The sequence below is a fragment of the Leucothrix pacifica genome (assembly GCF_003172875.1).
Lineage (GTDB): Bacteria > Pseudomonadota > Gammaproteobacteria > Thiotrichales > Thiotrichaceae > Leucothrix > Leucothrix pacifica.
This window is the reverse complement of sequence record NZ_QGKM01000069.1, coordinates 12,190-35,128: the sequence shown is the minus strand read 5'-3', so window position 1 is coordinate 35,128 and position 22,939 is coordinate 12,190. Positions and strand designations below refer to the sequence as shown.

Below are 22,939 nucleotides of genomic sequence, written 5' to 3'. Positions count from 1 at the left end.
GGCATTGCCTAATAGTAATAACAATCCTAAACGGACTGTGCTAATTTAGTACAGTCCGTTTTTGTATCTGAATCCTAAAAATACCGCATCGCAATGTCTGAAAAAAAAATTCTAAAAGATGAAAAACAGGAACACTTACTGTTTCGTTCACGGGCTATCGTTGCTGCCTTAGTTGTTGCACTATTACTCTCTGTCATCGGTGTTCGACTGTTTTATCTTCAGATTACTAACCATGAGCACCTGACTGAGTTATCTCAGGAAAACTATCAAAAACGCATTCCAACACCGCCGGTTCGTGGCCAGATATACGACAGAAACGGTATCGTCTTAGCGGACAACAAAATTGAATATGTACTAGAAGTTACGCGCGACAAAGCAAAGAACATGGACGAGGACATTGCCACACTGCAGGAAATGATCTCGATCACGCCAAAAGACATCAATAAATTCAAGCAACAACTCCGTCTCAACTCACGCTTCCAACCAGTCATACTGCGCTCTGCATTAACAGAAGAAGAGATTGCCATCTTCTCGGTGAACCGATTCAGATTTCCCGGCTTTGCTGTCAATATCAGGACAGAACGCGTTTACCCCTTTGGTTCGGTAGCCTCGCATGTAATAGGTTATGTCGGACGCATTGATACCCGTGATCTGGAGCGTTTGGGCAAAAATGAATACAAGGGCTCCACCCACGTGGGCAAAACCGGCATCGAGAGGTTTTACGAATCCCGACTTCATGGCAAGGCAGGCTTTAAGAAAGTCGAGATGGATGCACACAGTGAGCCTCAACGCACCTTAGCAGAAGAATCACCAATCTCGGGCGAAGATCTATTCCTAAGTATCGATTTAGAACTTCAGACAAAGGCTGAGAATCTGTTACAAGGTCAACGTGGTGCAATCGTCGCAATGGACCCACGTAACGGTGAGGTGCTGGCAATGGTCAGCGTACCAATGTTTGACTCCAACCTATTCGTAAACGGCATCTCTTATAAAAACTATAACGCCCTGCGGGACAATCCCGACCGTCCACTATTCAACCGTGCACTTCAGGGCGCTTATCCACCTGGCTCAACCATTAAACCCGCAGCTGCTCTTGTTGGATTAAACGAAGACGTCGTGACCCAAAAACGGTCTGTGTTTGGACGTGGTTTTTTCCAAATTCCGGGCACAAAGCATCGCTACCGTTGCTGGAAGAAAACCGGTCATGGCCACATCTCGCTTAACCGCGCCATTTATCAATCCTGTGATGTCTATTTTTATGATCTGGCTTATCGGATGGGCGTAGAGAAATACTCTAAAGCGATGAATCAATTTGGATTCGGCAGTAAAACAGGAATTGACCTGCCTCATGAACGCTCCGGACTCATGCCGACGCCTGCGTGGAAAGAGCGGCGTCATAAAACCAGCTGGTATCCGGGCGATACTGTAAATATTGGTATTGGCCAAGGCTACTGGACAGCCTCTCCCCTTCAGCTGGCGCATTCCACTGCGATCATTGCCATGCGTGGCAAACGTATGATGCCACATGTATTGAAGGCGATAAGAATCTCCAGAAATCTACCGGAGAAAGAGGTAAACCCACAGCCACTTCCCAGCGTCATCGCAGACAAAGCGCATTGGGATGCCGTTATCCAAGGCATGGTTAATACCGTGCATGGACCAATGGGAACCGCACGACGCTCGGGCGAGGGAGCAAAATATCGTTTTGCCGGAAAAACAGGTACGGCGCAAGTATTTGGTATTGCACAAAACAAAACTTACAACGCGTCTAAATTAGCTAAACGCTTGCATGATCACTCTCTGTTTGTAGCGTTTGCACCGCTGGAAAATCCAACCATTGCCATTTCAGTGATTGTTGAAAATGGCGGTGGTGGTAGTGCCGTTGCAGCCCCGCTTGCCAGAAAGTTGCTGGATGCTTATTTACTTCCTAAAGAAGAGCCAATCGAAGCAAACAAAGAAGATGACACCGACGAAAAGAAGGTTGGGCAAAAACCAAATAAGAAAAATAATAATGCCTAAACAGGAGCGCACATAACTATGGACAATTCACTCGGCATATTAAGACCCGCTTGGGCGATTGTCTCAAAAATAGACTTGGTGCTACTAATTGCACTAGTTATATTGCTGACACTCGGGGGCATCACGCTGCACAGTGCAAGCGGTGAAAATGCGGCGATGATGGAGCGACACTTCATCCATCTGGCCATTGCCTCAATTGTCATGCTGATCGCAGCTCAATTTCCCAGTCATATTCTGAGTCAGTGGTCGCTCTGGGTATATTGCGGTGGAATCATCCTGCTAATCCTGGTTATTTTTCAAGGCTCAATGGGAGGTGGTGCGCAACGCTGGTTAGAAATCGGTGCGTTCCGCTTTCAGCCCTCTGAAGTGATGAAACTAGCTGTGCCGATGATGGTAGCCAGTTATTTCTCCAACAAAACACTGCCCACTAAATTCAGGCACAACCTAATTGCGGCCTGTCTGGTGCTGGTGCCGATGCTACTGATTGCCAAGCAACCTGATTTAGGAACCGCTCTACTGGTGGGTAGTGCGGGCTTCTTTGTGATCTACTTTGCAGGAATCGCATGGAAATGGTTAATCACCATATTTATTGCACTCGCTGCTGCGGCCCCGCTACTGTTCTTTTTTGGGATGGAAGATTACCAACGTCAGCGCGTCATGACATTACTAGACCCTGGCAGTGACAAGCTAGGTACAGGCTACCAGATCACACAATCAACCATTGCTATTGGCACAGGTGGTGTCTACGGCAAAGGTTGGCTTAATGGGGACCAATCTCGTTTAGACTTTCTTCCGGAGCGCCATACTGACTTTATCTTTGCTATTTTTGGTGAAGAGTTTGGATTACTGGGTAACCTGATACTCCTTGGCATCTACATCTTTATTATTTGGCGAGGACTCTATCTTGCAAGCTGTGGCGGAGACACCTTCTCTCGCTTACTGGGTGGCAGTCTAAGTATGACCTTATTCATCTACCTACTCGTTAACACGGGAATGGTGAGTGGCATACTTCCGGTTGTCGGCGTTCCCCTACCGCTCATCAGTTACGGTGGTACATCGATGGTTACATTAATGGCCGCATTTGGCTTATTAATGGGGCTAAAGAAGCGTAAAATAGGCTATGACGATTCATAAGACCAAAACCCCGATAATCCAGAAGCTCGAAACCTCTAATAGACTTATGCTAGTATAAAAAGTAGTCGCCTGGGCTTGGCGTCATAATGATAATAATAAATCCTGAGATCAGGGGAAAATAATAATGATAATTCGAAACACTCTCACACTGTGTCTGGCAGTTGGTGTACTTACTGGTTGTAGCCAAATCGCAGATATCAACCCACTTAGTCAAGTCAGTCAGTCCATCCAAAGTGTCACGAAACTGGGTAGCCAAAGTGATGACTCTTACTCTGACGGTGAAACCGCTGATTTAGTGGTTCCGCCTAGTCTGGCACTCCCTGCCGACGTTCAGCGAACTCAGCAAATCCAACAAGCAACCCAACAACGACAACAGCAGCAACAAGCATTAAGCAGTAACAAAAACTATTATGTGGTTGTCGGTACCTACCCTGACTCTGAGCAGGCGATGGATATGTTTGTCAGACTCTCATCAATCGGCCTACCAAACGCAACCATGGAATCTCGTGCCACTAAAACAGGCAAGAGCCTACACATGGTTCGCCTTGGCCCATTTAAACGACAAGAGCAGATCGACAAAGTAAAAGACAGTCTGGTCAGCGATGGCCTGTCACAATTTAAGGTTGTCGAAAGTTAATTTGACAGCTGGGCGGCCTGTGAGCATGATGCAAAAATAGTCACTGCGCACAGGCCTTATAGACCTCGAAAACGCTGGAAATAAGGGTTCATAGGCTGTAAGGTTTGGACACGCAGTTTATAATTAAAAACATCTGCGTAAAAAATATAGCAGGAGCTAACCTTAACCCGATCGTCGAGGCCCTAAACAAGTATGTTTGTCCGAATAATTCCGTTAATTTTTTGCCTATTCTTAGGCCTGCTACCCACGTCTCATGCCGCCAGTAATGTGCCGGAGCTACCCAAGCTTGACGCTGCACAGTATTTACTTGTCGACTTTTTAAGTGGCACCGAGCTCGCAGCGAAAGACCCGGATAAACGAATAGAACCTGCCAGTATTACCAAACTGATGACAGCTTATGTGCTGTACCAAGAGCTGGAAAAAGGCAACATCAGTATCGAAGATCGCGTGCTGGTCAGTGAAAAAGCCTGGAAAATGGAAGGCTCCCGCATGTTCCTTGAGGCGGGTAAAAAAGTCCCCCTGGAAAGAATGATTAGCGGCCTGATTGTTCAGTCTGGCAATGATTCAGCCATTGCACTCGCAGAGCACACCTCAGGTAGCGAAGAAAACTTTGTTCGAAAGATGAATGAAGAAGCTGTACGTCTAGGCATGACCAATACTAATTTTGTCAATGTGACTGGTTGGCCAAACCCTCGTCATTACATGAGCGCACGTGATATCGTCACCCTAACCCGCGCAGTCATCACCGAGTACCCTGAACACTACAAGCTGTACGCTGAGAAAGAATACAGCTACAACGGAATCAAACAGTACAATCGCAATAAATTGTTATGGCACGACGAGACTGTCGATGGGGTTAAAACCGGTCATACAGAGAGTGCTGGCTATTGCCTGCTCGCTTCGGCACAACGCGGCACCATGCGCCTGATTTCTGTGGTACTGGGCACCGAGTCTGACAAAAAGCGCAGCAACTACAGTCAACAACTACTGGAATACGGTTTCCGCTTCTACGAAACACATAAACTCTACGATAAAAACTCTGTGCTGACCGAGGCACGAGTGTGGAAAGGAAATTCACCGACAGTCCCTACCGGTATACTTGAAGATTTCTACGTTACAATCCCCAAAGGACACTACGCCCAACTCAAAGGCTTAATGGAAATTAATAAATCCATCGATGCACCGGTGAAGCGTGGAGACGTTGTCGGTATGGCGATTATTAAAGATGTGGATCGTGTTGTGCTACAAAAACCACTGGTTGCCATGGACAGTGTTGATACTGGTGGTACCTGGACCAATATTACTGACAGTATCAAAAAGTTATTTGTGGAGTAATATATGAGCGAAGAACAAGAATCATTAATCGATTTCCCATGCGATTTTATGATCAAAGCAATGGGAAAAACTGATTCCGACTTTCATCAAAACGTGGTTGAAATTGGTCACCGTCATGACCCGAAATTTGACGTCACCCGCATTGTTGCGCGTGAAAGTAAGAACGGAACTTATACGAGTCTGAGCGTGACTGTCTATGCAGAAAGCAAGCCGCATTTGGACAAGATCTATCAGGATCTTTTTGATAACGAACATGTTTTGTGGGCGCTATAAACAGTCAAATTATTGTTCGGCAGCTTGGCTTAAGTGACTACGAAACCACGTGGCAAGCCATGCAGGAGTTCACCCGCAGCCGTGAAGCCGAAACACCTGATGAAATTTGGGTGCTTGAACATCCCCCTGTGTTTACCTTGGGTACCAACGGAAAGCCGGAACATATTCTGAATGCCGGTAATATCCCTGTGGTGAATATTGACCGGGGAGGCCAAGTCACCTATCACGGCCCCGGTCAGCTAGTCATTTACCTGCTGCTAAACCTACACCGACGTAAATTAGGCATCCGTAAGCTGGTCACCTTTATCGAAGACACCATCGTCGATCTGCTGGCAGACTATGATATCAAAGCAAATAGTGACCCAGACGCACCCGGTGTTTATGTAGACGGCAAGAAAATTGCGGCTCTGGGCCTACGTGTGTCGCGCGGCTGCACCACACACGGCTTAAGTTTGAATATCGATATGGACCTCAGCCCATTTAACCGCATTAACCCTTGCGGCTATAAGGGACTGGAAATCGTTCAATGCAGCGACCTCGGTATTAACAAAACACTCAATGAGATCGCTGATCAGCTGACTAACCTTCTGCAGCAGCGCCTGCCGGAACAAGCGTAACTGCTTCTTCTTTCTCTGACTCTTCGTCGACCAAGTCTGCCATTACCGGCTCCAGTACAGTTAAAACATGCTCAAACACCTTTGGCTGTGCCTCTGCCGTTGGATGCAAACCATCCGCCTGCATCAAATCAAAATCCAAAGCGACGCCTTCCAATAAAAACGGCAAGAATGGCAAATCATTCGCTTCAGCGATATCCACATACACCTGCTCAAACTTCTGTGTATAAACAAAGCCATAGTTCAACGGAATCCGGATTCCAATCAAGGCAACCTGAGCCGACGCCTCCTTAGCCAGATCAATCATAGCCTGCAAATTTTCTTTCATTACATCAGGCTTTAGCCCTCGCAGACCGTCGTTAGCACCCAATTCCAACACTAATAACCGGGGCTTATGCAGTTCAAGCGCATCAGGTAAGCGACTCAATCCACCCTGCGTGGTTTCCCCGCTAATGCTGCCATTAACCACATCAACCTGATCCTTATATTTAGCCTGTAATAAGCTTACCCAGCCCTTCTCGACAGGAATCCCGTAGGCTGCACTGAGGCTATCACCCCACACCAATACGGTTGGTTTTTCAGCTCCTGATTCCACTTTAGTTTGCTCTGCGTAAACCTCACCAGAATTTAATAATAGAGCCACTGCAACGATAGAAAGGTAAGCGTATACTGCTTGCATTATTCTCATAAAAAGTCCTAATCCGATGGTAGATAACACGATTAATTACGCCCTTGAGACAACGGCGCTTGGTAAAAAGATCCAACTTAAAAACAATCAATCATTATCAATCCTTCATGATATCACGCTACAGATTCCACAAGGCAGCTCCGTCGCGATAACTGGTGCATCAGGCTCTGGTAAGACCACCCTGCTCGGCTTGTTAGCCGGTTTAGATACTGCCAGCACCGGTGATGTGAAGCTACTGGGACAATCGATGGTCGACTTAGATGAAGACCAACGTGCTGCTCTGCGCCTCGGTCAGGTGGGGTTCGTATTCCAATCATTCCATCTGATGAACAACCTCAGCGCCTTGGAAAATATTCTTCTTCCCTTAGAGCTGGAGCAATCCGTGAGTGATCCGCACAAAGCCGCACTGGAAGCATTGGAACAAGTCGGACTGAGCAATCGTGCCACACACTTGCCAACACAATTATCCGGTGGGGAACAACAACGCGTCGCACTAGCGCGAGCGTTTGTGAATAAGCCCAAAGTGCTATTTGCTGATGAGCCAACGGGTAATCTGGATCAGGCAACCAGTACAGATATCGAGCAACTGCTGTTTAAGTTGCAAAAAGACAACAACAGCACCTTGGTACTGGTAACGCATGATGATGCTTTGGCAGATCAATGCCAGATTCATTACCGTATCGTTGACGGGCAACTGGTGACTGAGGCATGAATTTGTTAAAAATCTGGCGGCAGGCTTGGCGTATTGATGAAATGCGATTGCTGTTTCTGGCGCTATTAGTTTCAGTCACAGCGGTAACGTCGGTCAATTTCTTTACTGACCGCACCGAACGTTCAATGACGCAGCAAGCCACCAAATTACTCGGTGCAGATCTAATCGTGCGTTCATCACGCCCCTTAAGTGAAGACTACCTTTCACAGGCTAAACAACTTGGCCTGCAACAAGCTGAAATCATTAGCTTTCGCAGCGTGGTATCCGTCGGCGACAGCCTGCAACTATCAGACGTTAAAGCGGTAAGCGACACTTTCCCTTTACGAGGCAATGTTGAGACCAGCTCACTGCTAGACGGGCGCAGCGAAGTCGACAGCCTTAGCAATTTAAAGTCAGGTCAGGTCTGGGCTGCACCCACTTTATTCAGCAGTTTGGAAATCCCACCGAATACCGAAGTCCGCATTGGGCGTAGCTTGTTTAACCTCAACAAAGTACTGGTAAAATCACCCAATCAAGGGGCTAATGTTTTTCAGTTCTCCCCTGAAGTGTTGATGCCATTAGCCGACCTTCCGGCAACTGGGCTGCTGACACCGGGAAGTCGTGCGCGCTTTAGCTACCTGTTCTCCGGAACTGATGCTCAAGTAAAAAACATGACTGATTGGTTAAAGCCTCAATTAAAAACCGGAGAACGCTTAGAAACACTGGATGATGGCTTACCGTCTGTCGGCACTGCGCTACAACGGGCACAGCGTTTCTTAAACACCGCTGCCCTACTAAGTGTGATTTTAGCAGGCGCAGCCATTGCACTAACCAGCTACAGCTTTAGCCGTCACGAGACACACTCGGTTGCAGTACTAAAAACCATGGGGGCGTCGCGCAGGCGCATTCTGGTTCGCTACCTTAGCCAATTACTTTTGACATCAACCGCTGCAGCGATTCTGGGGGCGATATTAGGATACTTCATCCAAAACGGTATTGCCTACATGCTGCGCGACGTCATCGGCACTGACTTACCTGCACCAAGTTTAGTACCTCTAATCACTGGTCTGTTAACCGCATGGATTATGGTTTTCAGCTTCTCTTCACCTCAACTACTACAGCTGGTGAATACCGCGCCCGTGCAGATTTTCCAGAACCAACCGCAACCACGCAGCAATCGCTGGAAGCTATTACTCCTGACCATTATGTCGGGAATTTTTGCGCTGATGTGGATGCAAACCCAAGACCTAAAACTCAGTGCCTTCCTATTTCTGGGAACACTCGGTGCCATCTTGGTGTTTTGGGCCGTTTCAACACTCCTCCTGTCACAACTGAAAAAGCTCAGCCGTAATCGCAAATACTCCGCACGCGCCCTGAGTAGTGCTGGCAATCGTTTGGTGCTTTTGGTGGTAGTGTTTGGAATAGGTCTATTTAGCTTATTACTACTGACTGCCCTACGGGGTGACCTGCTGGATCGCTGGCAAAACAGCATTCCGGACGATGCACCCAATAACTTCCTGATCAATATCCAACCCGATGAGGTCAGCAAACTCAGAGCTTACCTCAACGAAAACAAAATCGATCCTGACCTCTACCCCATGATTCGCGGGCGATTAGTGGCGATGAATGATAAGCCTGTGGTCATCGATGACTTCGAGTCACCTCGGGCACGTCGACTACTCCAGCGTGAATTCAACCTGTCATCGGTTGAAGCATTTCCTGAAGCGAATATCCTGCTGGAAGGCGAATGGTTCAAGCCGGAAGATAATCAAGGCTTCTCCGTTGAAGAAGGCGTCATGGAACGCTTCTCGCTGGTACTCGGCGACACCATGACCTTTGATATTGGTGGTGTGCAATTTACACAAACGATTACCAGTGTACGGCGTGTAAACTGGGACAACCTCACACCCAACTTCTTTGTTCTGGGCGCACCCGGCTCTATGGAAAACCTTCCGCAAACCTGGATTACCAGTATTTATGCGCCACCGGAGAACCGCAGCTTAGTCCCTGATCTCATCAAACAACACCCCAGTGTGAGCGCCATTAATATCAGCGCCATTATGACGCAGATTAAAGACCTGATCGGTAAAGCCGCCTTCGCGGTACAGGCCATTTTTGCCTTCACGCTGATCGCCGGTATCGTGGTTTTGTTCGCAGCTTTGCAATCACAAAAAGCGGAACGACGCAAAGAACTGGCAATCCTCAAAACCATTGGCGCCAGCCGTAAGCAATTGCGTCAGAGCATTCTCACCGAATTTGTAGTGGTGGGTGCCGTGTCAGGGTTTTTAGCCGGATTATTTGCCGTACTCGCCAGCAATATTGCCGCCTATGCGTTATTTGATCTGGAGCCTAGTATCAACCTGATGTTGATCTTGATTGGCACTGTGGCGGGCGCTGTATTGGTCGGAATCGCAGGATATTTAAACCTTCGTCCTCTACTCAATGTTGCGCCAGCGGTGCTGTTTCAGGAGCATGCTGAATAACATTGTTAGAAATGATTCATTAGTGGGTGGCGCGAGTTTAATTCCGGCCCACCCACTGATGAATTTGCCAGGCCTAGAATGGAATATCGTCCAATACATCAACAAAGAACGTGCCGATAAGCGTCAGAACCAGCAAACTACCACCGACGACAATTGCCAACACATTCCAAGGCGTGAAGTCACTGTTGCGCCTGAATTCCGGCTCTACCTTCTGATTCACTTCGATTGCTAAGGCATTGAAGCCAAGCATAGGAGCAAAACTAAAAATGGACAGCAGCCAGTACGGATCAGGGCCGTTCGACGTAATAGACAACAGCAGATAGGCCAAGCCTAGCCAACCCGCTGACAATGACGTCGGCACACCATGCTCTACTGCCGCTTTATTGACCTCATCAAACGCTGCAAATCCCCAAAAAGGCGCAAACACTGCACGCCAGACCGGCATGATGTTACTAGCTGCCCGGTGCTTTATGATCACCCAGTTTTTATAAAACCAGTACAGCTCATAAAAACCGAACGTGCACAGCGACATGACTACCAATTTCACCGGTGACGCCGTGAAAAAATAAGCCTGTTCGGCTGATACCTCTAAATCGGACTTTAAATCAGCTTTGGGTGCTTCATAGGGATTTACATGATCAGTCATAGAATATACTTGTATTTATGAGTAATGACGGAGTCAGCTTGTTTACCAACTTCACTCAATGATAGGCCTATATGATCAATATAAACACTAAAACCTGATTGAGGTAATCAATCCCTGTACATTTAAGACTTTGCTAGCTCAGCCACAACTTTTGCTATCGCCGCCCCAAAAACCTGATGTGACTGCGCACTAAAATGCACGCCATCAACCGGACTCGTCTCGATAAAACTGCCTGCATCCACAAACTGACAACCCAACTCTGAAGCAACCTCAGCAAAACTGGCTGCGAACTGTTGTGACTTTGCCAGCCCGAGCTGACGAAGCCCCCAGCCATCCGGCCCTTCAACCACTGGCGGAGGCGCAATCAATACCACTTGAGGAGCTGACCCTTGTGGGCCACAATCGCTTTGCTGAATAAGCGTCACTAACCGCCCTGCTGACTTTGCGATTTCCGGAGCGCTGACGTTAAAACGATCCTTCAGATCATTCGTTCCCAGCATGATCAATACCAAATCCAGTGGCTTGTGCGACAGCAGACAAGGCTTTAAGTAAGACAAACCACTCATGAGACCATCGACCGGATCATCCCACACCGTGGTGCGGCCATTCATGCCCTCTTCCACCAGCTCGAAGCCTTCACCCAAAGCGCTGCGCATGACACAAGGCCAGCGTGTGTTGCTGTCGTAGCGTGAGTAATCTTCTGGCTTGAAGCCCCACGTGTTTGAGTCGCCGAAGCACATTATTCTGTACATTGTTTTTACCTGCTAAGGATGTCTGAGTTGAGAAAAAGCACGAGCCGCTAAGATCGCTTTTCGTTCAATAGAATGGGCGGATTCAATCCATTCGTGCTGCTCCAGAAAATCAAGAAAAGCACGTGTGCTAATCTTCCTACAACTCTCTGGTAATACAAAGCTAGTTCGTGCAATTTTATGATCTTCAAACAGGAAAACACCCACCTCCGGCGGCTGCCTCAGTACAAACTGCTGCATCACCTCCTGAATCGCTAGTTCTCCCAGATTTGCCTTACGGGGAGCTTCACCAGCTTCCAAAGCCGCCGAGTAACGTCTGTAGGTTTCTGATTCTTTAATGTCGATGTGGTTATCTTGAATCCATCTGGAAATTTTCTGGCTTGTGGGCGTATCGTTTCGGGTAACTTCATGCACAACCATATCAACCAACTGCACCGACCAGCCCGGCTTAAACAGAATATCCAGTGAGTCAGCATAGGCCAATGTGATCAGCGGCCCTGCATCCGCAATTAAAATGACATTCATGCACCAGCCTCAGTTTAATAAATCATTAAGATCATCAACCATTTTAGCCGTACGTTCAGGCGATAACCGTGGCATCGGTAAATGCGCTTTTGCCATAAGCAAAAACAAATCTTCCTCACTCTCGACTCCCAAAACCTCCATGGTTTCGGTGTCATCAGCTTTGCCCAAAGAGAAATTCAGCAAGGCCTGATAGTTATTGATGCCTTGATATTCCGCTGCCTCGAAGGTTTCGACTAAGTACCGCAACTCACTGTTGAATAAGGCATTAACCGAGGTATCGTGCTTCGCGGCAATCACTTTTACACGGCGCAACAAATCACGCTCTATGGAGGCGGTAAAGTTAACAGTAGCTGGTTTCATGATGCTCGACCCTAATTAAACACATAAATCAGTGTAGCACATAAATCGGTGTTGACTTCTATCATGGACTTAATCACCCAACGACTACCCATACTATCGAGTCAAACGGACTTAGAACCATAGATACCTCAACCACAGACAATTTGATACCACCATATAAACAACATAAACTATAACCTTACACTTTATGGTTTTAGCAATGTACAAATCACTAACACAAAGAAAACAGGAACTGGACGGCTACCGACCACTCCCCCCAGGACTAGTCACCAATCTGGATGACTGGTTTCGTGTGGAGCTGACATACACCTCCAATGCTATTGAGGGCAATACACTCACGCGCAAGGAAACGGCACTTGTGGTTGAAAAAGGCCTTACGGTTCGTGGAAAAAGCTTGCACGAACACGTCGAAGCGCATAACCACGCCAAAGCGCTTGATTACGTTCACAGCCTTGTGGATATGCCGACTACAGAACTAACCGAGTCTCACATTCTCAATATTCATCGTATCATTCTGCAAAGCATTGATAATGACAATGCCGGAGTGTACCGCAGCTTTCCCGTACGCATATCCGGCTCTTTAGTCGTGCTGCCAAACCATGTCAAAGTGCCACGTTTAGTTGGTGAATTTGTTACGACGCTAAACGCACAGTCCAGCAAAATCCACCCCGTCGAACTGGCAACGTGGGCACACTATGAACTGGTCACCATTCACCCTTTTGCTGATGGAAACGGGCGTACCGCACGCTTACTGATGAATTTGATTCTGATGCAAAATGGTTACCCTCCCGCCATTATTAGTAAACGACAGCGAGAACGTTATATTCGCACTTTGGAACAAGCTCAACTGGGCGGTAGTCGTACAGACTTTGACAAGCTGATTGCCGGAACTGTGGATAAGTCTCTGAATATCTTTTTGAAAGCTGCCAAAGGTGAAGATGCACCGCAAGTGGCTAATCGGGATAACCTTCTGAAAATTGGCCAGCTGGCCAAACTGAGCAGCCAGTCAGTATCAACGCTGAGACACTGGACGGATAAGGGCTTGCTGGAGGTTGCTGACCAAACCGACAAAGGCTACTACCTATACTCAATTGCTCAGGTCGACCGGATTAAGGAGATTTTAGGGCTTAAAGCGGCTCGGTTTAGTTTGGATGAGATTAAATTGAAAATGACTACACCAGATTAAGCAGCCCACTTACGCCCCTGCTTAGCCAAGTCAGTCACTAAATTGAGTGTCGCATCACATTTCTGGCGAAACACCTCAGTATCATAGCTCTGCGGCAAACTTTCGTTCAGGCAATCTGAAATTCTGTTTCGGACTCGCTCAGTATTTTGACGATCTTGATACCAACGATCCAATAACACTTTTGGCGCAGCTTCTTTGAGACTTGGTATCAAACTCTTAGCCGCAAGCTTGACCTCTTCTTCCTCTGCCTTAGTCAGCTTATCTTTCATGAGCAAGTCAAATAACTCTAGCTCATCTTCCGTTAGCCCAAGACGGATATGGCGCTCTTCCTCTACACTCAACTCCTTACCCATACTAAGCAGTTCATCCATATAATCATCAGTAGAGGTAGCACCACTATTATAGCGATCAATAATTGCTCTCAGACGATCAGCAAACCCTTTTCTCTCCGAGTTTTCCTTTAGCATCTGTGCTAATTTTCGTTCCAAAAATGCTCTCAGGTCACTGATTTCAATATTCTTATACTCAGCCTTTTTGATCTCATCTTTTAGCTTTTCAAAATCAATGTTTTGTAAGCTAATTTTATTACCACTTTTAATGATGCTATGTGTATAAAGTCCCGCTTTTTCAGCTGCCATCTTCTCTTTAGCATCGTCATCAACAACAATACTATCATCCAACAAGTCCTCTATCGCTGGCTCGTATTTCTCGACATCCACCTCTTCAACCGTATCCGATATGATTTTTCGCAAGTACTGGATAACCGCAACCTGTTGACGCAACGCGTAGTAATTGGACTCGTTTATCTCTGGACGGCAAGCCTCATATAAAGCGGCAACCGTATTTTGAAAGACATAAAAGGCTCGATAATGGTCACCAGCCCCAAGCAAATTATTAGCAAACTCCTGAAACAACGCCACCTTTTTAAAGGCCGTTTCAGCGTGTTCACTTAGTACCAAACTCAGATCAATATCATGCGCCAAACAATAACTGTGCGTCGCTTCAATCGCCTCCTCAAGTAACACAAACAACCGAGACTTATCCTGGATCGGTGACTCCTCACCATCATCACCCACCCCATAATCACGCAACGCCTTCTTCATATTGCGGAAGACATTGTAATAGTCAATTACCTCACCATTCTTCTTCTCAACCAATTTACCTGTCACGCCTTTTACCATGTACGAAGACACACGATTTGCACGGGCGATTGCCTGCATCAGCGTATGATCTTTCATCGGTTTGTCGAGGTACAAGGTTGAAACAGACGGCGCATCAAAGCCCGTCAGCCACATCGCACACACAAACACCAACTGAAGCTCATGCTCTGGCGCTTTAAACTGATCTTCGATATCCCAACCGTTAGCATCAGTTGATTCCATTCGCTTGGCGTGCGGCTTGATGTCTAAATCTTTCTTTTGAAAACGCTCAACGTCGTTAGCATCATGGCTGACCACCACGGCCATATCCACGCCTTTCATGTAACTGAGAATATGATCCAAACGACGTTTTTCTAACTCATCAGACGTTCGCTTAATGCGCTTTTGTAAATCCTTCTTCGCTTCTTTCCAGTGGTACTGCACCTTGTTGTACATCTTGACGGCGGTGAACTTATCCACGCAAATCATCATCGCCTTGCCACGGTAGCCGCGCCGTGGAAAGTGGTATACAAGGTCTTTGGCAATCACCTCAAGGCGGTCATCGCCTTTAATCACACTCAGCTCTGTGGCGTATTTCTTTTCGAGTTTTTCCCGCTGTGCCGTCGTGAGATCATCATCTTCTAATAATTCTAAAAACTCCTCATCCAAGTCATCGTTTTCAATCAATACAGATGGTACGCGCTTCTGATAAAACAGCGGCAAAGTCGCGCCATCATCCATCGCCTGCTGAAAACTATATTCCGACACATAGTCACCAAACCACTTATGCGTCTTACGCTGCTTTCCCAATAAGGGCGTTCCTGTAAACGCGATGTAATTGGCATTGGGCAAGGCTTTGCGCATATTCTCTGCTAAGCTTTTGTACTGCGTGCGATGTGCTTCATCGACCATCACCACCCAATCATCCGCTTCGCTCAATGTTGGGAACGTCTTACCCTTAGGGCTATGAAACTTATGAATAAGCGTGAAGACAATCCGCTTATTTTGAGTCAGAAACTCCTTCAGCTGCTCACCATTTTTCGGCATTACGGCATCTTTGGCGTTGATGGTTGCAGTCGCTAAAAAGTTTTTATAAATCTGCGTATCCAAATCTTTACGATCCGTCACCACAAGGAAGCGGTAGTTACCCTGTAACTTACGATTGATTTTCCGCATATAGAAAACCATCGAATAACTCTTTCCCGAACCTTGTGTGTGCCAAAAGACACCGAGCTTACTACGCTCATCTTCGGGATAATCATCACGGTTTTTAAAGCGATCGAAGGCACGATTAACACCGAGGAGTTGATGGCTTTGCGCAATGATCTTGGTGGATTCATTTTGATAAACAATGAAGTTTTCAACGTAATCCAACAACTTGCTAGGCTCTAGCAAACCCTCAATCGCATACTCCAAACTCGTGCCAGCCGACTCTATCTTCTTACGGTCTATCTTTTCTTTTTCACTACTGACACGTAACCAATCAAAGAAGTAATCCCAATCAGACGCATACGCCCCGACCTTGGTATTCAGCGCATTGGATAAGATGCAAAAAGCATTGAAATAGAATAGCTGCGGGATGTCATTTTTATACTCCGCCAAATTAACCGAATAAGCGGTTTTCAGCTTCACATTCGAGTTTTTCAACTCGATAAACACCAGCGGCAAGCCGTTGACGTACAAAATCACATCAGGACGACGATAATTTGCTTTTGCCTGTGCGCCCTGACTTTTAATCCAAAGCTGCGATACCGCCAAAAACGAATTATTTGCAGGCTGTTTGAAGTCGATCAAATACACCGAACAGGACTCAGTTTTGTTCTGTGCATTATTAAAACTTAAGTCTGGGATACCATCGCGCATCCAGCCGTCCATTTGACGGTTAATGTCAATCGGCGAGCCTTCTGCGGGAGCCATCAGCTTATCAATCGCCCGATCAATAACATCACGGCGTTGATCTTCTGGAATGTGTTGATTCAGGGCGGGGAGTGCCGCTCTTAGCTGCTGAACCAATAGCACATCGGTCTTTTTTGCTCGACCTGAACCGTCATTAAGATCATCCGAATTTGCCGTGAAACAGTTTAACTGCTCAATATTGTAATCCGCCAATAACTTGGCTAATAAGGCGCGTTCTATATCGTCTTCACTGATCGGTGCAGGCATAGCTTATCCTTTATGCTAAAGCATCTTCCATACTAGGCGGAAAATTGATGTCTAAATTTTCTACGGATAGTTTACCTGAAATAAGTCTGGGGAGTAATTTATCGCGGGTGTCTGATAGGTTTTGATTAACTTCTTTTAACAAATTTATTTCTTTTAAATTTGTTTTAACTAAATCACCAAACTCTATTTGTAAATTTCGCGGCGCGACAAACACCTCCTTAATAACCAAATCTCCCCAGTGCCTCTTATACTCAGTTGTTTTTGCTAAACCTTTGACTGTATAGAACAAATAGTGAGCAAGAACATCCTTAGTCTTTGGAGTAAATGGAATCATGTTTTCAGCCAGTGAAAAGTCACTTTCCATCAGAAGCATTTTGCATGAATGATCACCAAATACGATTATGGGGTCATCATTCGTAGCTTTAAAATCTACATCACCATTATGAAAACCCAAGGTGTCTTTTGTCGATTGATCCAAAACAGGAACTCTTCCTTCACCTAAAACCTCCTTTTCTTTATATTTTTTAGGAGTTGGCTTTCTAGAAATAAGAGACTTAATAGTACTAGTACTCCATCCAGATGGTACACCCTTCACCACTTTCACTGTTTCGTGACCCGGAAACCGCAAACGAACAAACCATTCTTTGTAAATTTCCTCCGCCATTTTTTCTAATAGCTGGATGCGTTGGTTGTTGGTTTCGATTAGGTCATCGTAAGAGGTTAAGATAGCAGCGACTTTATCTTGTGTTTGAGTCGAAGGTAGCGGAAGGCTAATACGTTTGACAATTCCCTGATTTAAAGAAGCCATCGTTGCCCCAAAAGAGCATAAAGCCTGCATCCAATCTTGATGAGCTTGGGTTCTTAAGTAATAAGAAACGAAACGATTATTGACGCGATTGCTGTTTATTCTGAGTCTTAGACAATCCGAGCCCTGAATCCAGCCATCCCCATGATCATAAATTAAAGCATGCCGTTCAACTGCGCCTTTTCTACCAAATACAATATCCCCTTTCTGCAAAATATGAGCAGAGAGTTTTTCCCTCATTTTGTCATTAACATACTCCAACCCTGCATGCCTAATCGTTCCAAACCCTACATTTTTAACATTGATGACTGGTGTTCCTGACTCAACATAGTCTTTCGCTTTTAACTGTGTTCCAAAAGGGCCTGTTTGAATACTTGCTTCACCACTGTCTATCAGTTCAGAGATATTTATTGTTTTCATTGAGCATCCACTAATGATAGGACATTTTGACCAATAGACTTGCTCAGTTTGCCAGCCAAGGTGTTTAACTCATTCAAACGTGCATTCATCTCCTGCAAATCAGCCAAAAACTCCTCTTCCGTCTTACCATCCTCCTCAATCACCACGCCCACATAACGCCCCGCATTAAGTGAGTAGTCTTGTTCTTTCACATCTTCCAGACTCGCTAATTTACACAAGCCGGTCACGTCCTCATATTTCGCATCAGGGAAACGATCCTGCAACCAGCGAATGTGTGTGAATGGCAAACGACATTGCTTTAATACCTCATGCAGCGCTTCGGCATCTTTGCGCAGTTGCTTATTGGCTTTATCCAGTGAAAAACGCTTGGGTTTGTCTTCGTTCGCCTGTTCGATCTCATGCGCGGTTTGTAAGTCTTTTTCGTGCTTGCGAAGTGACGTATCCAGCTGTTTCAAACCTTGCTTTAACGTCTCTAAATACGGCTCGCACTGAGCTAACCATGCGTGCTGTTTCGTATTGAGATCATCGGTTGATAAGTCCTTGTCTAGCGATTGCTGTAGGTACGCTTGCTGCGCCAGCCACAATGTTTTGAAGCCACTTGCGATCGTATTAATTTCCTCACACAAGGTTTTTTGTATGGTTTCTGGCAAAGCTGCTTTTATCTGACAGCGCAATGAGGCCAACTTTCGCTGCTGTGCTTTGAGTAAGTCGATACCTTGCTTGAAGTAGTCGCTCACCGTGCTGGTAAATTCTTCGCGATCGTCTCGGTGCAGTTTGCCGATTAAGGCTAAGTTACGCACTTGATCATCGCTAAACTCTCGGTGTGCACGGTCAATCTGGGTAAAGACATTACGCGCATCAATAAACAGGATGTTTTCATCCGTTTTGGCCTTATCAAAAAACCATAAGGTTGCGGGCAAGGTCACGGTATAAAACATATTCGACGGTAGCGTCACCATGCTGTAGATAAGGTTTTCTTCGATCAGCTTTTGGCGTATCTCTGCTTCTGAGTGACGCGCATCACTGGCAGAGTTAGCCATCACCAAGCCCGCACGACCATTTGATTTTAGTGAGGTGGCGAACAGGTTAATCCAAAGGTAATTGGCATTGGGAACCGTTTCTTTGCCTTCATCCGCTTTCTTGGTTTTGGTCTTTTTCTGCGGGATGCCGTAGGTATTAAAACGCGGCTGGTCTTTGACTTTGGTGAGGTTAACGTCATCGACATTAAACGGTGGATTTGCCATCACGTAGTCAAACTGCCCAACGCTATCAAACGGGTTTTCGTAGTAACTATTCAGTGTGCTGATCTCACCTTTCAGATCATTCAAGAACAAGTTCATACGGGCAAGTTTGGCGGTTTGCGGTGTTTTTTCCTGACCACAAACCGTAAATTCTCGCGCTTCGCCATGACTGCGGTGTTGGTCAATAAAATGAGCGGATTGCACGAACATACCGCCTGAACCACAGGCAGGGTCGTAAATCGTCCCACTGCTCGGCTCGATCATGGCGACCATAAATTTAACCACAGACTCAGGGGTAAAGAACTCACCACCACCCTGACCTTCGGCAAGGGCAAATTTACCGAGGAAGTATTCGTAGATTTTACCAAACACATCACCGCCTGCATCGACGGGTATGTCTTTAAAAATACGCAGTAGTTCGTTGAGTGTCTTTTTAATTTCTTCGGTTTTGTCACCGCTTAGACCTGCATACTCGTCTTTAGGGAGCACGTCTTTAAACTGCTCATCATCAATCCCGTCTTCAACCGCTTGCATGGCGTGTTTGATGTGCAGCGCGATGTCATCTGAATCACTGAGATCAAGTAATGTTTGGTAGCGTGCTGAATCGGGCAGGTAAAAGCGGCACTTTTCAACAGCGATACTTTTCAGCGATTTTTCGTTTCTCCCGCCTTTGTTGCGCTCGTATTCCTCATTGATTTCAGCTTCAAACTGGCTGTATTTGTTGTCAACGAAACGTAGAAAGATAAGCCCTAGGATAGGCGCAGCGTATTCTGATGCTTTTAAGCCAGAGTTAGCACGCAGGCTATCAGCGGCTGCCCATAGATCATTTTCTAGTTTTTTTAGGTCTTGGGTATTCATTCTTATCCTTGAAAGGTGCGTTCGTTGGGTGTGGGCATAATAAACGATTGCGGGGGTATTTGCTTTGTCTGAGTCAAAAAAACGTACACGACTTGTAATCAAAAACGGTTTACAATAATTACCATAAAAATAAATTTATAAACCATTTTCAGGAGTGTTCGATATGATTGGAGAGCGACTAATACGTGCTCGTGCAGCATCTGGTCTATCAATGAAAGCTTTAGGCGAAGCAGCTGGCGTTAGTGCCAATATGATCAAAAAGTATGAGCATGACATCAGCATGCCTAGCTCAGGCGTTTTAATTAAATTATCAAAAGCATTGCAGGTACGCAGTGAGTACTTCTTTCGTCCATCAAAAGTAAAGCTTTCGGCTGTTGAATACCGTAAACGTGCAAACACTCCGAAAGGCGTACTTAAGCGCATAGAAGCGGATGTATTAGATCAGGCTGAGCGTTGGGAAGAGTTAAGCAACCTATGGCCTAACTTTCCTGTGCCAGATTTTGCTGCACCCGATTCGCTACCAGCACAAGTAAACACATTAGAAGAGATTGATGGCATCGCAGATTTGATTCGTCAGGAGTGGCAGCTTGGACTAAACCCAATTACTGACCTGATTGATACGCTTGAGTTGAACGGTATTTTGGTAATCGTCACCGCTGTTGATGAAGATGCAAAGTTTGATGGTTTACAAACCTCGATTTCAGGCAAACCTGTGATAGTTGTCTCTGCTAATTGGCCGGGGGATCGTCAGCGTTTTACGCTTGCGCATGAGCTTGGGCACTTACTTTTACATGACCGCCTTTCTGATAGCTTAGAAGAGGAAAGTGCGTGTAATCGTTTTGCCTCGGCATTTTTGCTCCCTGCTTCAAGTATGTTTAAGCAGCTAGGAACGAAACGGCATAAATTAGAGCCGCAAGAGCTTTACTTGTTGAAACACGAGTATGGCTTAAGTATGCAAGGCTGTTTTCATCACGCAGCCAACTTAAACATCATTAATGCAACAGTACGAAAAAGCTTAATAATTAACTTTTCTAAAAAAGGCTGGCGCAAGCAAGAGCCCGGTACAGCCTATCCTAAGGAAACCACATTATTGTTTAAGCAGTTAGTCTATCGGGCACTCGGTGAAGGTATTATTGGTGAATCAAAGGCCGCTGAGCTGCTGGTTATGCCTATTGTGAAGATAGCTGAAATGCCCGCCTTGAGAATAATTTAGACAATTATTCAATTCTGAAATTAGCTCCCAACTCCGACAAAAGCTCAAAGGTGTTTATATACCTGACTCCGAAATGATCACAAATATTGGGATTTTAACCTTCTTACTATTTGGGTCTTGCCAGACTTCATGAGTAACCAAAATGTGGCCTTCCACGACTGCAGACGCAATAAGCCACGGATCGGCCTTCGCCAAAAAGATGTCGATATTGGACTGAGTCTTACTTGGTAATGACATAACATAGTTCGCTACATCTCCCATTGCACCTTGTATATCATCAGAAACTGTTGGTATAAAATGATCTCTTCTCCCCTTAACCCATTCTGCAAGCTCATCCGAGCCGCAGACTAACTCGTCATATACTTCAGAAATGCTACCTACTTGACGTAACTCAGCTTGTTGATCTAACCAATCCCAATATGCGGGGCAAAATGCCATGTTGTAATAACTATTCTTAGCCTGTATGTAGGTATTCGCATCCAAAAGATACATTACAGGCCAAGTTCCTTCGCAAGCTTAGTTATATTTCCGGGTTTAACACCCAGCAATCTGCCTGCATCACGATATAAAACACGACCACTCATTGCTTCACTAATAATAGATCTGGCGAAGCGCTTGCTAATTTGCCCAGGTTTATATCGATAGTAAGAAGGGCCATCACTACCACCTGTTTCTCGCTGCTGATATTCAGCCTTAAGCACAGCAATATAACGCCGATACTGATTTAGAGAAATTTTTCCTAAAGACTGGGCGCGTCGAGCAATAACCCAACGACTGACATGAAAGTGAGACTTTAAGGTAGGGATATTCTGCTGCCAATCTTCATGCTCAACCCAGTACTCTTCGAACTCTTCTTGTGGCACCAGAAATTCAGCTGCAACGGCATTGCATAACACCTCTTGCTTATACTGCGTCGCTGGACTTGCATCAGAAATGCCACTTTCGCCAATCCATATGTGAGATGCCTCATGGATCAATGTAAAAAGCCTTGCACTTGGAGCATCCGCCTGATTAATAAAAATAACTGGAGCGGTAGTATCAAATAGCACGAATCCTCTAAACTCACTCACAGAGAAAGTACGTGTATGGTGGCCTAAGTTAGATTGACGCATGACTAAGATGCCTACAGCCTCCAAGCCATTTACTAAATCACGAAAATAATCTTGCCAACTTCCGCGGCTTGGATGAGCGGGAAGCCCTAGGACAGAACGCATATCGCCCACAATTTCCTCAACGGAAGATTGAATCGTATATTTACCCGCAAAAGGTAACTCATCAAAACCATTATCTTTAGCGTATTCTAAAAACCATTCTTGCCGCTGCTGAGCAATATTAATAATATCTCTAAGCTCAGCACTCGCCTGCCCTCTATGCTCATTATCAACCGTTCTCAAATCCGGTAATGGTAAAGATTGCTCGCGTGGAGGAGCCGCAAGAAATAGATAACCAAATGGGATTCTTGTTTGCTTAGCAAACTTCTTAGCTTGATTAAAAGTGGGGGACAAGTCCCCAGACTCCCAATCACGAATTTTCGCTTCCGTGACTTGTAATTTTTTTGCAAGCACAGCCGCACTTAACTGAGCCCGTTGACGTGCCCAATTAAGAATATCGTGATTGACGTTGGCATATGCTGTGGCCATCTTTAGCTACACTAAGTTAGTTTGAGATTTCATACTTTGATAATACTGTTTTTAGATGGAAACTTCATTGGATAGTTTCGAGTAATATGTACTAACTTGTAGCTGTAAGATTCAGCGAAT

Annotated in this window: 19 protein-coding genes and 1 pseudogene; 10 read left to right on the top strand and 10 right to left on the bottom strand. The window is 45.8% G+C overall.

Features of this window, described 5'->3' with window-relative positions:
• Window positions 1-93 precede the first annotated feature (93 nt).
• The 6 genes from mrdA (at window position 94) to lipB (ending at window position 6,015) form a co-directional block, all read left to right on the top strand.
• Entirely contained in the window at window positions 94-2,019 is a 1,926-nt protein-coding gene (gene mrdA / locus DKW60_RS18330) for a penicillin-binding protein 2 (RefSeq protein WP_109839116.1), read from the top strand.
• Window positions 2,020-2,037: 18 nt separating this feature from the next.
• Window positions 2,038-3,153 (top strand): rod shape-determining protein RodA, encoded by a 1,116-nt coding sequence (gene rodA / locus DKW60_RS18325; RefSeq protein WP_109839115.1) that lies wholly within the window; start codon window positions 2,038-2,040, stop codon window positions 3,151-3,153.
• A 124-nt stretch (window positions 3,154-3,277) separates the two neighbouring features.
• Window positions 3,278-3,790 carry an SPOR domain-containing protein gene (locus DKW60_RS18320; protein ID WP_109839114.1) on the top strand — a complete coding sequence of 171 codons (513 nt, stop codon included), beginning with the start codon at window positions 3,278-3,280 and terminating at the stop codon, window positions 3,788-3,790.
• A gap of 192 nt (window positions 3,791-3,982) precedes the next feature.
• Window positions 3,983-5,125, top strand: a complete 1,143-nt coding sequence (locus tag DKW60_RS18315) for a D-alanyl-D-alanine carboxypeptidase family protein (protein WP_109839113.1) — start codon at window positions 3,983-3,985, stop codon at window positions 5,123-5,125.
• Between the two features lie 3 nt (window positions 5,126-5,128).
• Window positions 5,129-5,398, top strand: a complete 270-nt coding sequence (locus DKW60_RS18310) for a YbeD family protein (protein WP_109839112.1) — start codon at window positions 5,129-5,131, stop codon at window positions 5,396-5,398.
• Window positions 5,386-6,015, top strand: coding sequence for a lipoyl(octanoyl) transferase LipB (gene lipB, locus DKW60_RS18305; RefSeq protein ID WP_109839111.1), 630 nt, complete (start codon window positions 5,386-5,388; stop codon window positions 6,013-6,015). The genes DKW60_RS18310 and lipB overlap by 13 nt, the downstream gene beginning before the upstream one ends.
• Here lipB and DKW60_RS18300 read toward each other — a convergent pair.
• Entirely contained in the window at window positions 5,978-6,700 is a 723-nt protein-coding gene (locus DKW60_RS18300; RefSeq protein WP_245929735.1) for an arylesterase, read from the bottom strand. The two genes, lipB and DKW60_RS18300, sit on opposite strands and share 38 nt — an antisense overlap.
• 16 nt (window positions 6,701-6,716) lie before the next feature.
• Between DKW60_RS18300 and DKW60_RS18295 the strand changes: the two genes are divergently transcribed.
• Together DKW60_RS18295 and DKW60_RS18290 are read left to right on the top strand one after the other, a co-directional pair.
• The gene (locus DKW60_RS18295) at window positions 6,717-7,412 is read left to right on the top strand and encodes an ABC transporter ATP-binding protein (protein ID WP_109839109.1); all 696 of its coding nucleotides are present in this window, start codon (window positions 6,717-6,719) and stop codon (window positions 7,410-7,412) included.
• Window positions 7,409-9,874 carry an ABC transporter permease gene (locus DKW60_RS18290; RefSeq protein ID WP_109839108.1) on the top strand — a complete coding sequence of 822 codons (2,466 nt, stop codon included), beginning with the start codon at window positions 7,409-7,411 and terminating at the stop codon, window positions 9,872-9,874. Before DKW60_RS18295 ends, DKW60_RS18290 begins: the two co-directional genes overlap by 4 nt.
• 73 nt (window positions 9,875-9,947) lie before the next feature.
• On the opposite strand, the gene DKW60_RS18285 is transcribed toward DKW60_RS18290, so the two are convergent.
• From DKW60_RS18285 to DKW60_RS18270, 4 genes are all read right to left on the bottom strand, one after another.
• Entirely contained in the window at window positions 9,948-10,520 is a 573-nt protein-coding gene (locus tag DKW60_RS18285) for a hypothetical protein (RefSeq protein ID WP_109839107.1), read from the bottom strand.
• A 122-nt stretch (window positions 10,521-10,642) separates the two neighbouring features.
• The gene (locus tag DKW60_RS18280) at window positions 10,643-11,272 is read right to left on the bottom strand and encodes an SGNH/GDSL hydrolase family protein (protein WP_109839106.1); all 630 of its coding nucleotides are present in this window, start codon (window positions 11,270-11,272) and stop codon (window positions 10,643-10,645) included.
• A gap of 12 nt (window positions 11,273-11,284) precedes the next feature.
• Window positions 11,285-11,794 carry a PIN domain-containing protein gene (locus DKW60_RS18275; RefSeq protein WP_109839105.1) on the bottom strand — a complete coding sequence of 170 codons (510 nt, stop codon included), beginning with the start codon at window positions 11,792-11,794 and terminating at the stop codon, window positions 11,285-11,287.
• 9 nt (window positions 11,795-11,803) lie between these two features.
• Window positions 11,804-12,154 (bottom strand): hypothetical protein, encoded by a 351-nt coding sequence (locus tag DKW60_RS18270; RefSeq protein ID WP_109839104.1) that lies wholly within the window; start codon window positions 12,152-12,154, stop codon window positions 11,804-11,806.
• Between the two features lie 199 nt (window positions 12,155-12,353).
• Here DKW60_RS18270 and DKW60_RS18265 point away from each other — a divergent pair, with 199 nt between their 5' ends.
• Complete coding sequence (locus DKW60_RS18265) at window positions 12,354-13,340, top strand: Fic family protein (RefSeq protein ID WP_109839103.1); 987 nt, start codon at window positions 12,354-12,356, stop codon at window positions 13,338-13,340.
• Here DKW60_RS18265 and DKW60_RS18260 read toward each other — a convergent pair.
• From DKW60_RS18260 to DKW60_RS18250, 3 genes are read right to left on the bottom strand one after another with little or no spacing between them, the layout of a single operon-like run.
• Window positions 13,337-16,642, bottom strand: a complete 3,306-nt coding sequence (locus DKW60_RS18260; protein WP_109839102.1) for a type I restriction endonuclease subunit R — start codon at window positions 16,640-16,642, stop codon at window positions 13,337-13,339. The genes DKW60_RS18265 and DKW60_RS18260 overlap by 4 nt on opposite strands.
• A gap of 10 nt (window positions 16,643-16,652) precedes the next feature.
• Window positions 16,653-17,867 carry a restriction endonuclease subunit S gene (locus DKW60_RS18255; protein WP_109839101.1) on the bottom strand — a complete coding sequence of 405 codons (1,215 nt, stop codon included), beginning with the start codon at window positions 17,865-17,867 and terminating at the stop codon, window positions 16,653-16,655.
• The gene (locus DKW60_RS18250; RefSeq protein ID WP_109839100.1) at window positions 17,864-19,966 is read right to left on the bottom strand and encodes a type I restriction-modification system subunit M; all 2,103 of its coding nucleotides are present in this window, start codon (window positions 19,964-19,966) and stop codon (window positions 17,864-17,866) included. The genes DKW60_RS18255 and DKW60_RS18250 overlap by 4 nt, the downstream gene beginning before the upstream one ends.
• 163 nt (window positions 19,967-20,129) lie before the next feature.
• On the opposite strand from DKW60_RS18250, the gene DKW60_RS18245 reads away from it, so the two are divergent.
• Complete coding sequence (locus DKW60_RS18245; protein ID WP_109839099.1) at window positions 20,130-21,179, top strand: helix-turn-helix domain-containing protein; 1,050 nt, start codon at window positions 20,130-20,132, stop codon at window positions 21,177-21,179.
• A 4-nt stretch (window positions 21,180-21,183) separates the two neighbouring features.
• Here the strand turns inward: DKW60_RS18245 and DKW60_RS18240 are convergent.
• Window positions 21,184-21,617: pseudogene (locus DKW60_RS18240) on the bottom strand (DUF4411 family protein).
• Window positions 21,618-21,670: 53 nt separating this feature from the next.
• Window positions 21,671-22,819, bottom strand: coding sequence for an ImmA/IrrE family metallo-endopeptidase (locus DKW60_RS18235; RefSeq protein ID WP_109839098.1), 1,149 nt, complete (start codon window positions 22,817-22,819; stop codon window positions 21,671-21,673).
• Window positions 22,820-22,939: the final 120 nt, after the last annotated feature.

Coding starts and splice junctions, on each gene's coding strand:
- DKW60_RS18250 (WP_109839100.1), bottom strand. CDS start 19,966: ATGAATACCCAAGACCTAAAAAAACTAGAAAATGATCTATGGGCAGCC.
- DKW60_RS18275 (WP_109839105.1), bottom strand. CDS start 11,794: ATGAATGTCATTTTAATTGCGGATGCAGGGCCGCTGATCACATTGGCC.
- DKW60_RS18235 (WP_109839098.1), bottom strand. CDS start 22,819: ATGGCCACAGCATATGCCAACGTCAATCACGATATTCTTAATTGGGCA.
- DKW60_RS18295 (WP_109839109.1), top strand. CDS start 6,717: ATGGTAGATAACACGATTAATTACGCCCTTGAGACAACGGCGCTTGGT.
- DKW60_RS18255 (WP_109839101.1), bottom strand. CDS start 17,867: ATGAAAACAATAAATATCTCTGAACTGATAGACAGTGGTGAAGCAAGT.
- DKW60_RS18320 (WP_109839114.1), top strand. CDS start 3,278: ATGATAATTCGAAACACTCTCACACTGTGTCTGGCAGTTGGTGTACTT.
- DKW60_RS18280 (WP_109839106.1), bottom strand. CDS start 11,272: ATGTACAGAATAATGTGCTTCGGCGACTCAAACACGTGGGGCTTCAAG.
- DKW60_RS18315 (WP_109839113.1), top strand. CDS start 3,983: ATGTTTGTCCGAATAATTCCGTTAATTTTTTGCCTATTCTTAGGCCTG.
- DKW60_RS18310 (WP_109839112.1), top strand. CDS start 5,129: ATGAGCGAAGAACAAGAATCATTAATCGATTTCCCATGCGATTTTATG.
- DKW60_RS18245 (WP_109839099.1), top strand. CDS start 20,130: ATGATTGGAGAGCGACTAATACGTGCTCGTGCAGCATCTGGTCTATCA.
- DKW60_RS18300 (WP_245929735.1), bottom strand. CDS start 6,700: ATGAGAATAATGCAAGCAGTATACGCTTACCTTTCTATCGTTGCAGTG.
- DKW60_RS18270 (WP_109839104.1), bottom strand. CDS start 12,154: ATGAAACCAGCTACTGTTAACTTTACCGCCTCCATAGAGCGTGATTTG.
- DKW60_RS18290 (WP_109839108.1), top strand. CDS start 7,409: ATGAATTTGTTAAAAATCTGGCGGCAGGCTTGGCGTATTGATGAAATG.
- DKW60_RS18260 (WP_109839102.1), bottom strand. CDS start 16,642: ATGCCTGCACCGATCAGTGAAGACGATATAGAACGCGCCTTATTAGCC.
- DKW60_RS18265 (WP_109839103.1), top strand. CDS start 12,354: ATGTACAAATCACTAACACAAAGAAAACAGGAACTGGACGGCTACCGA.
- mrdA (WP_109839116.1), top strand. CDS start 94: ATGTCTGAAAAAAAAATTCTAAAAGATGAAAAACAGGAACACTTACTG.
- DKW60_RS18285 (WP_109839107.1), bottom strand. CDS start 10,520: ATGACTGATCATGTAAATCCCTATGAAGCACCCAAAGCTGATTTAAAG.
- rodA (WP_109839115.1), top strand. CDS start 2,038: ATGGACAATTCACTCGGCATATTAAGACCCGCTTGGGCGATTGTCTCA.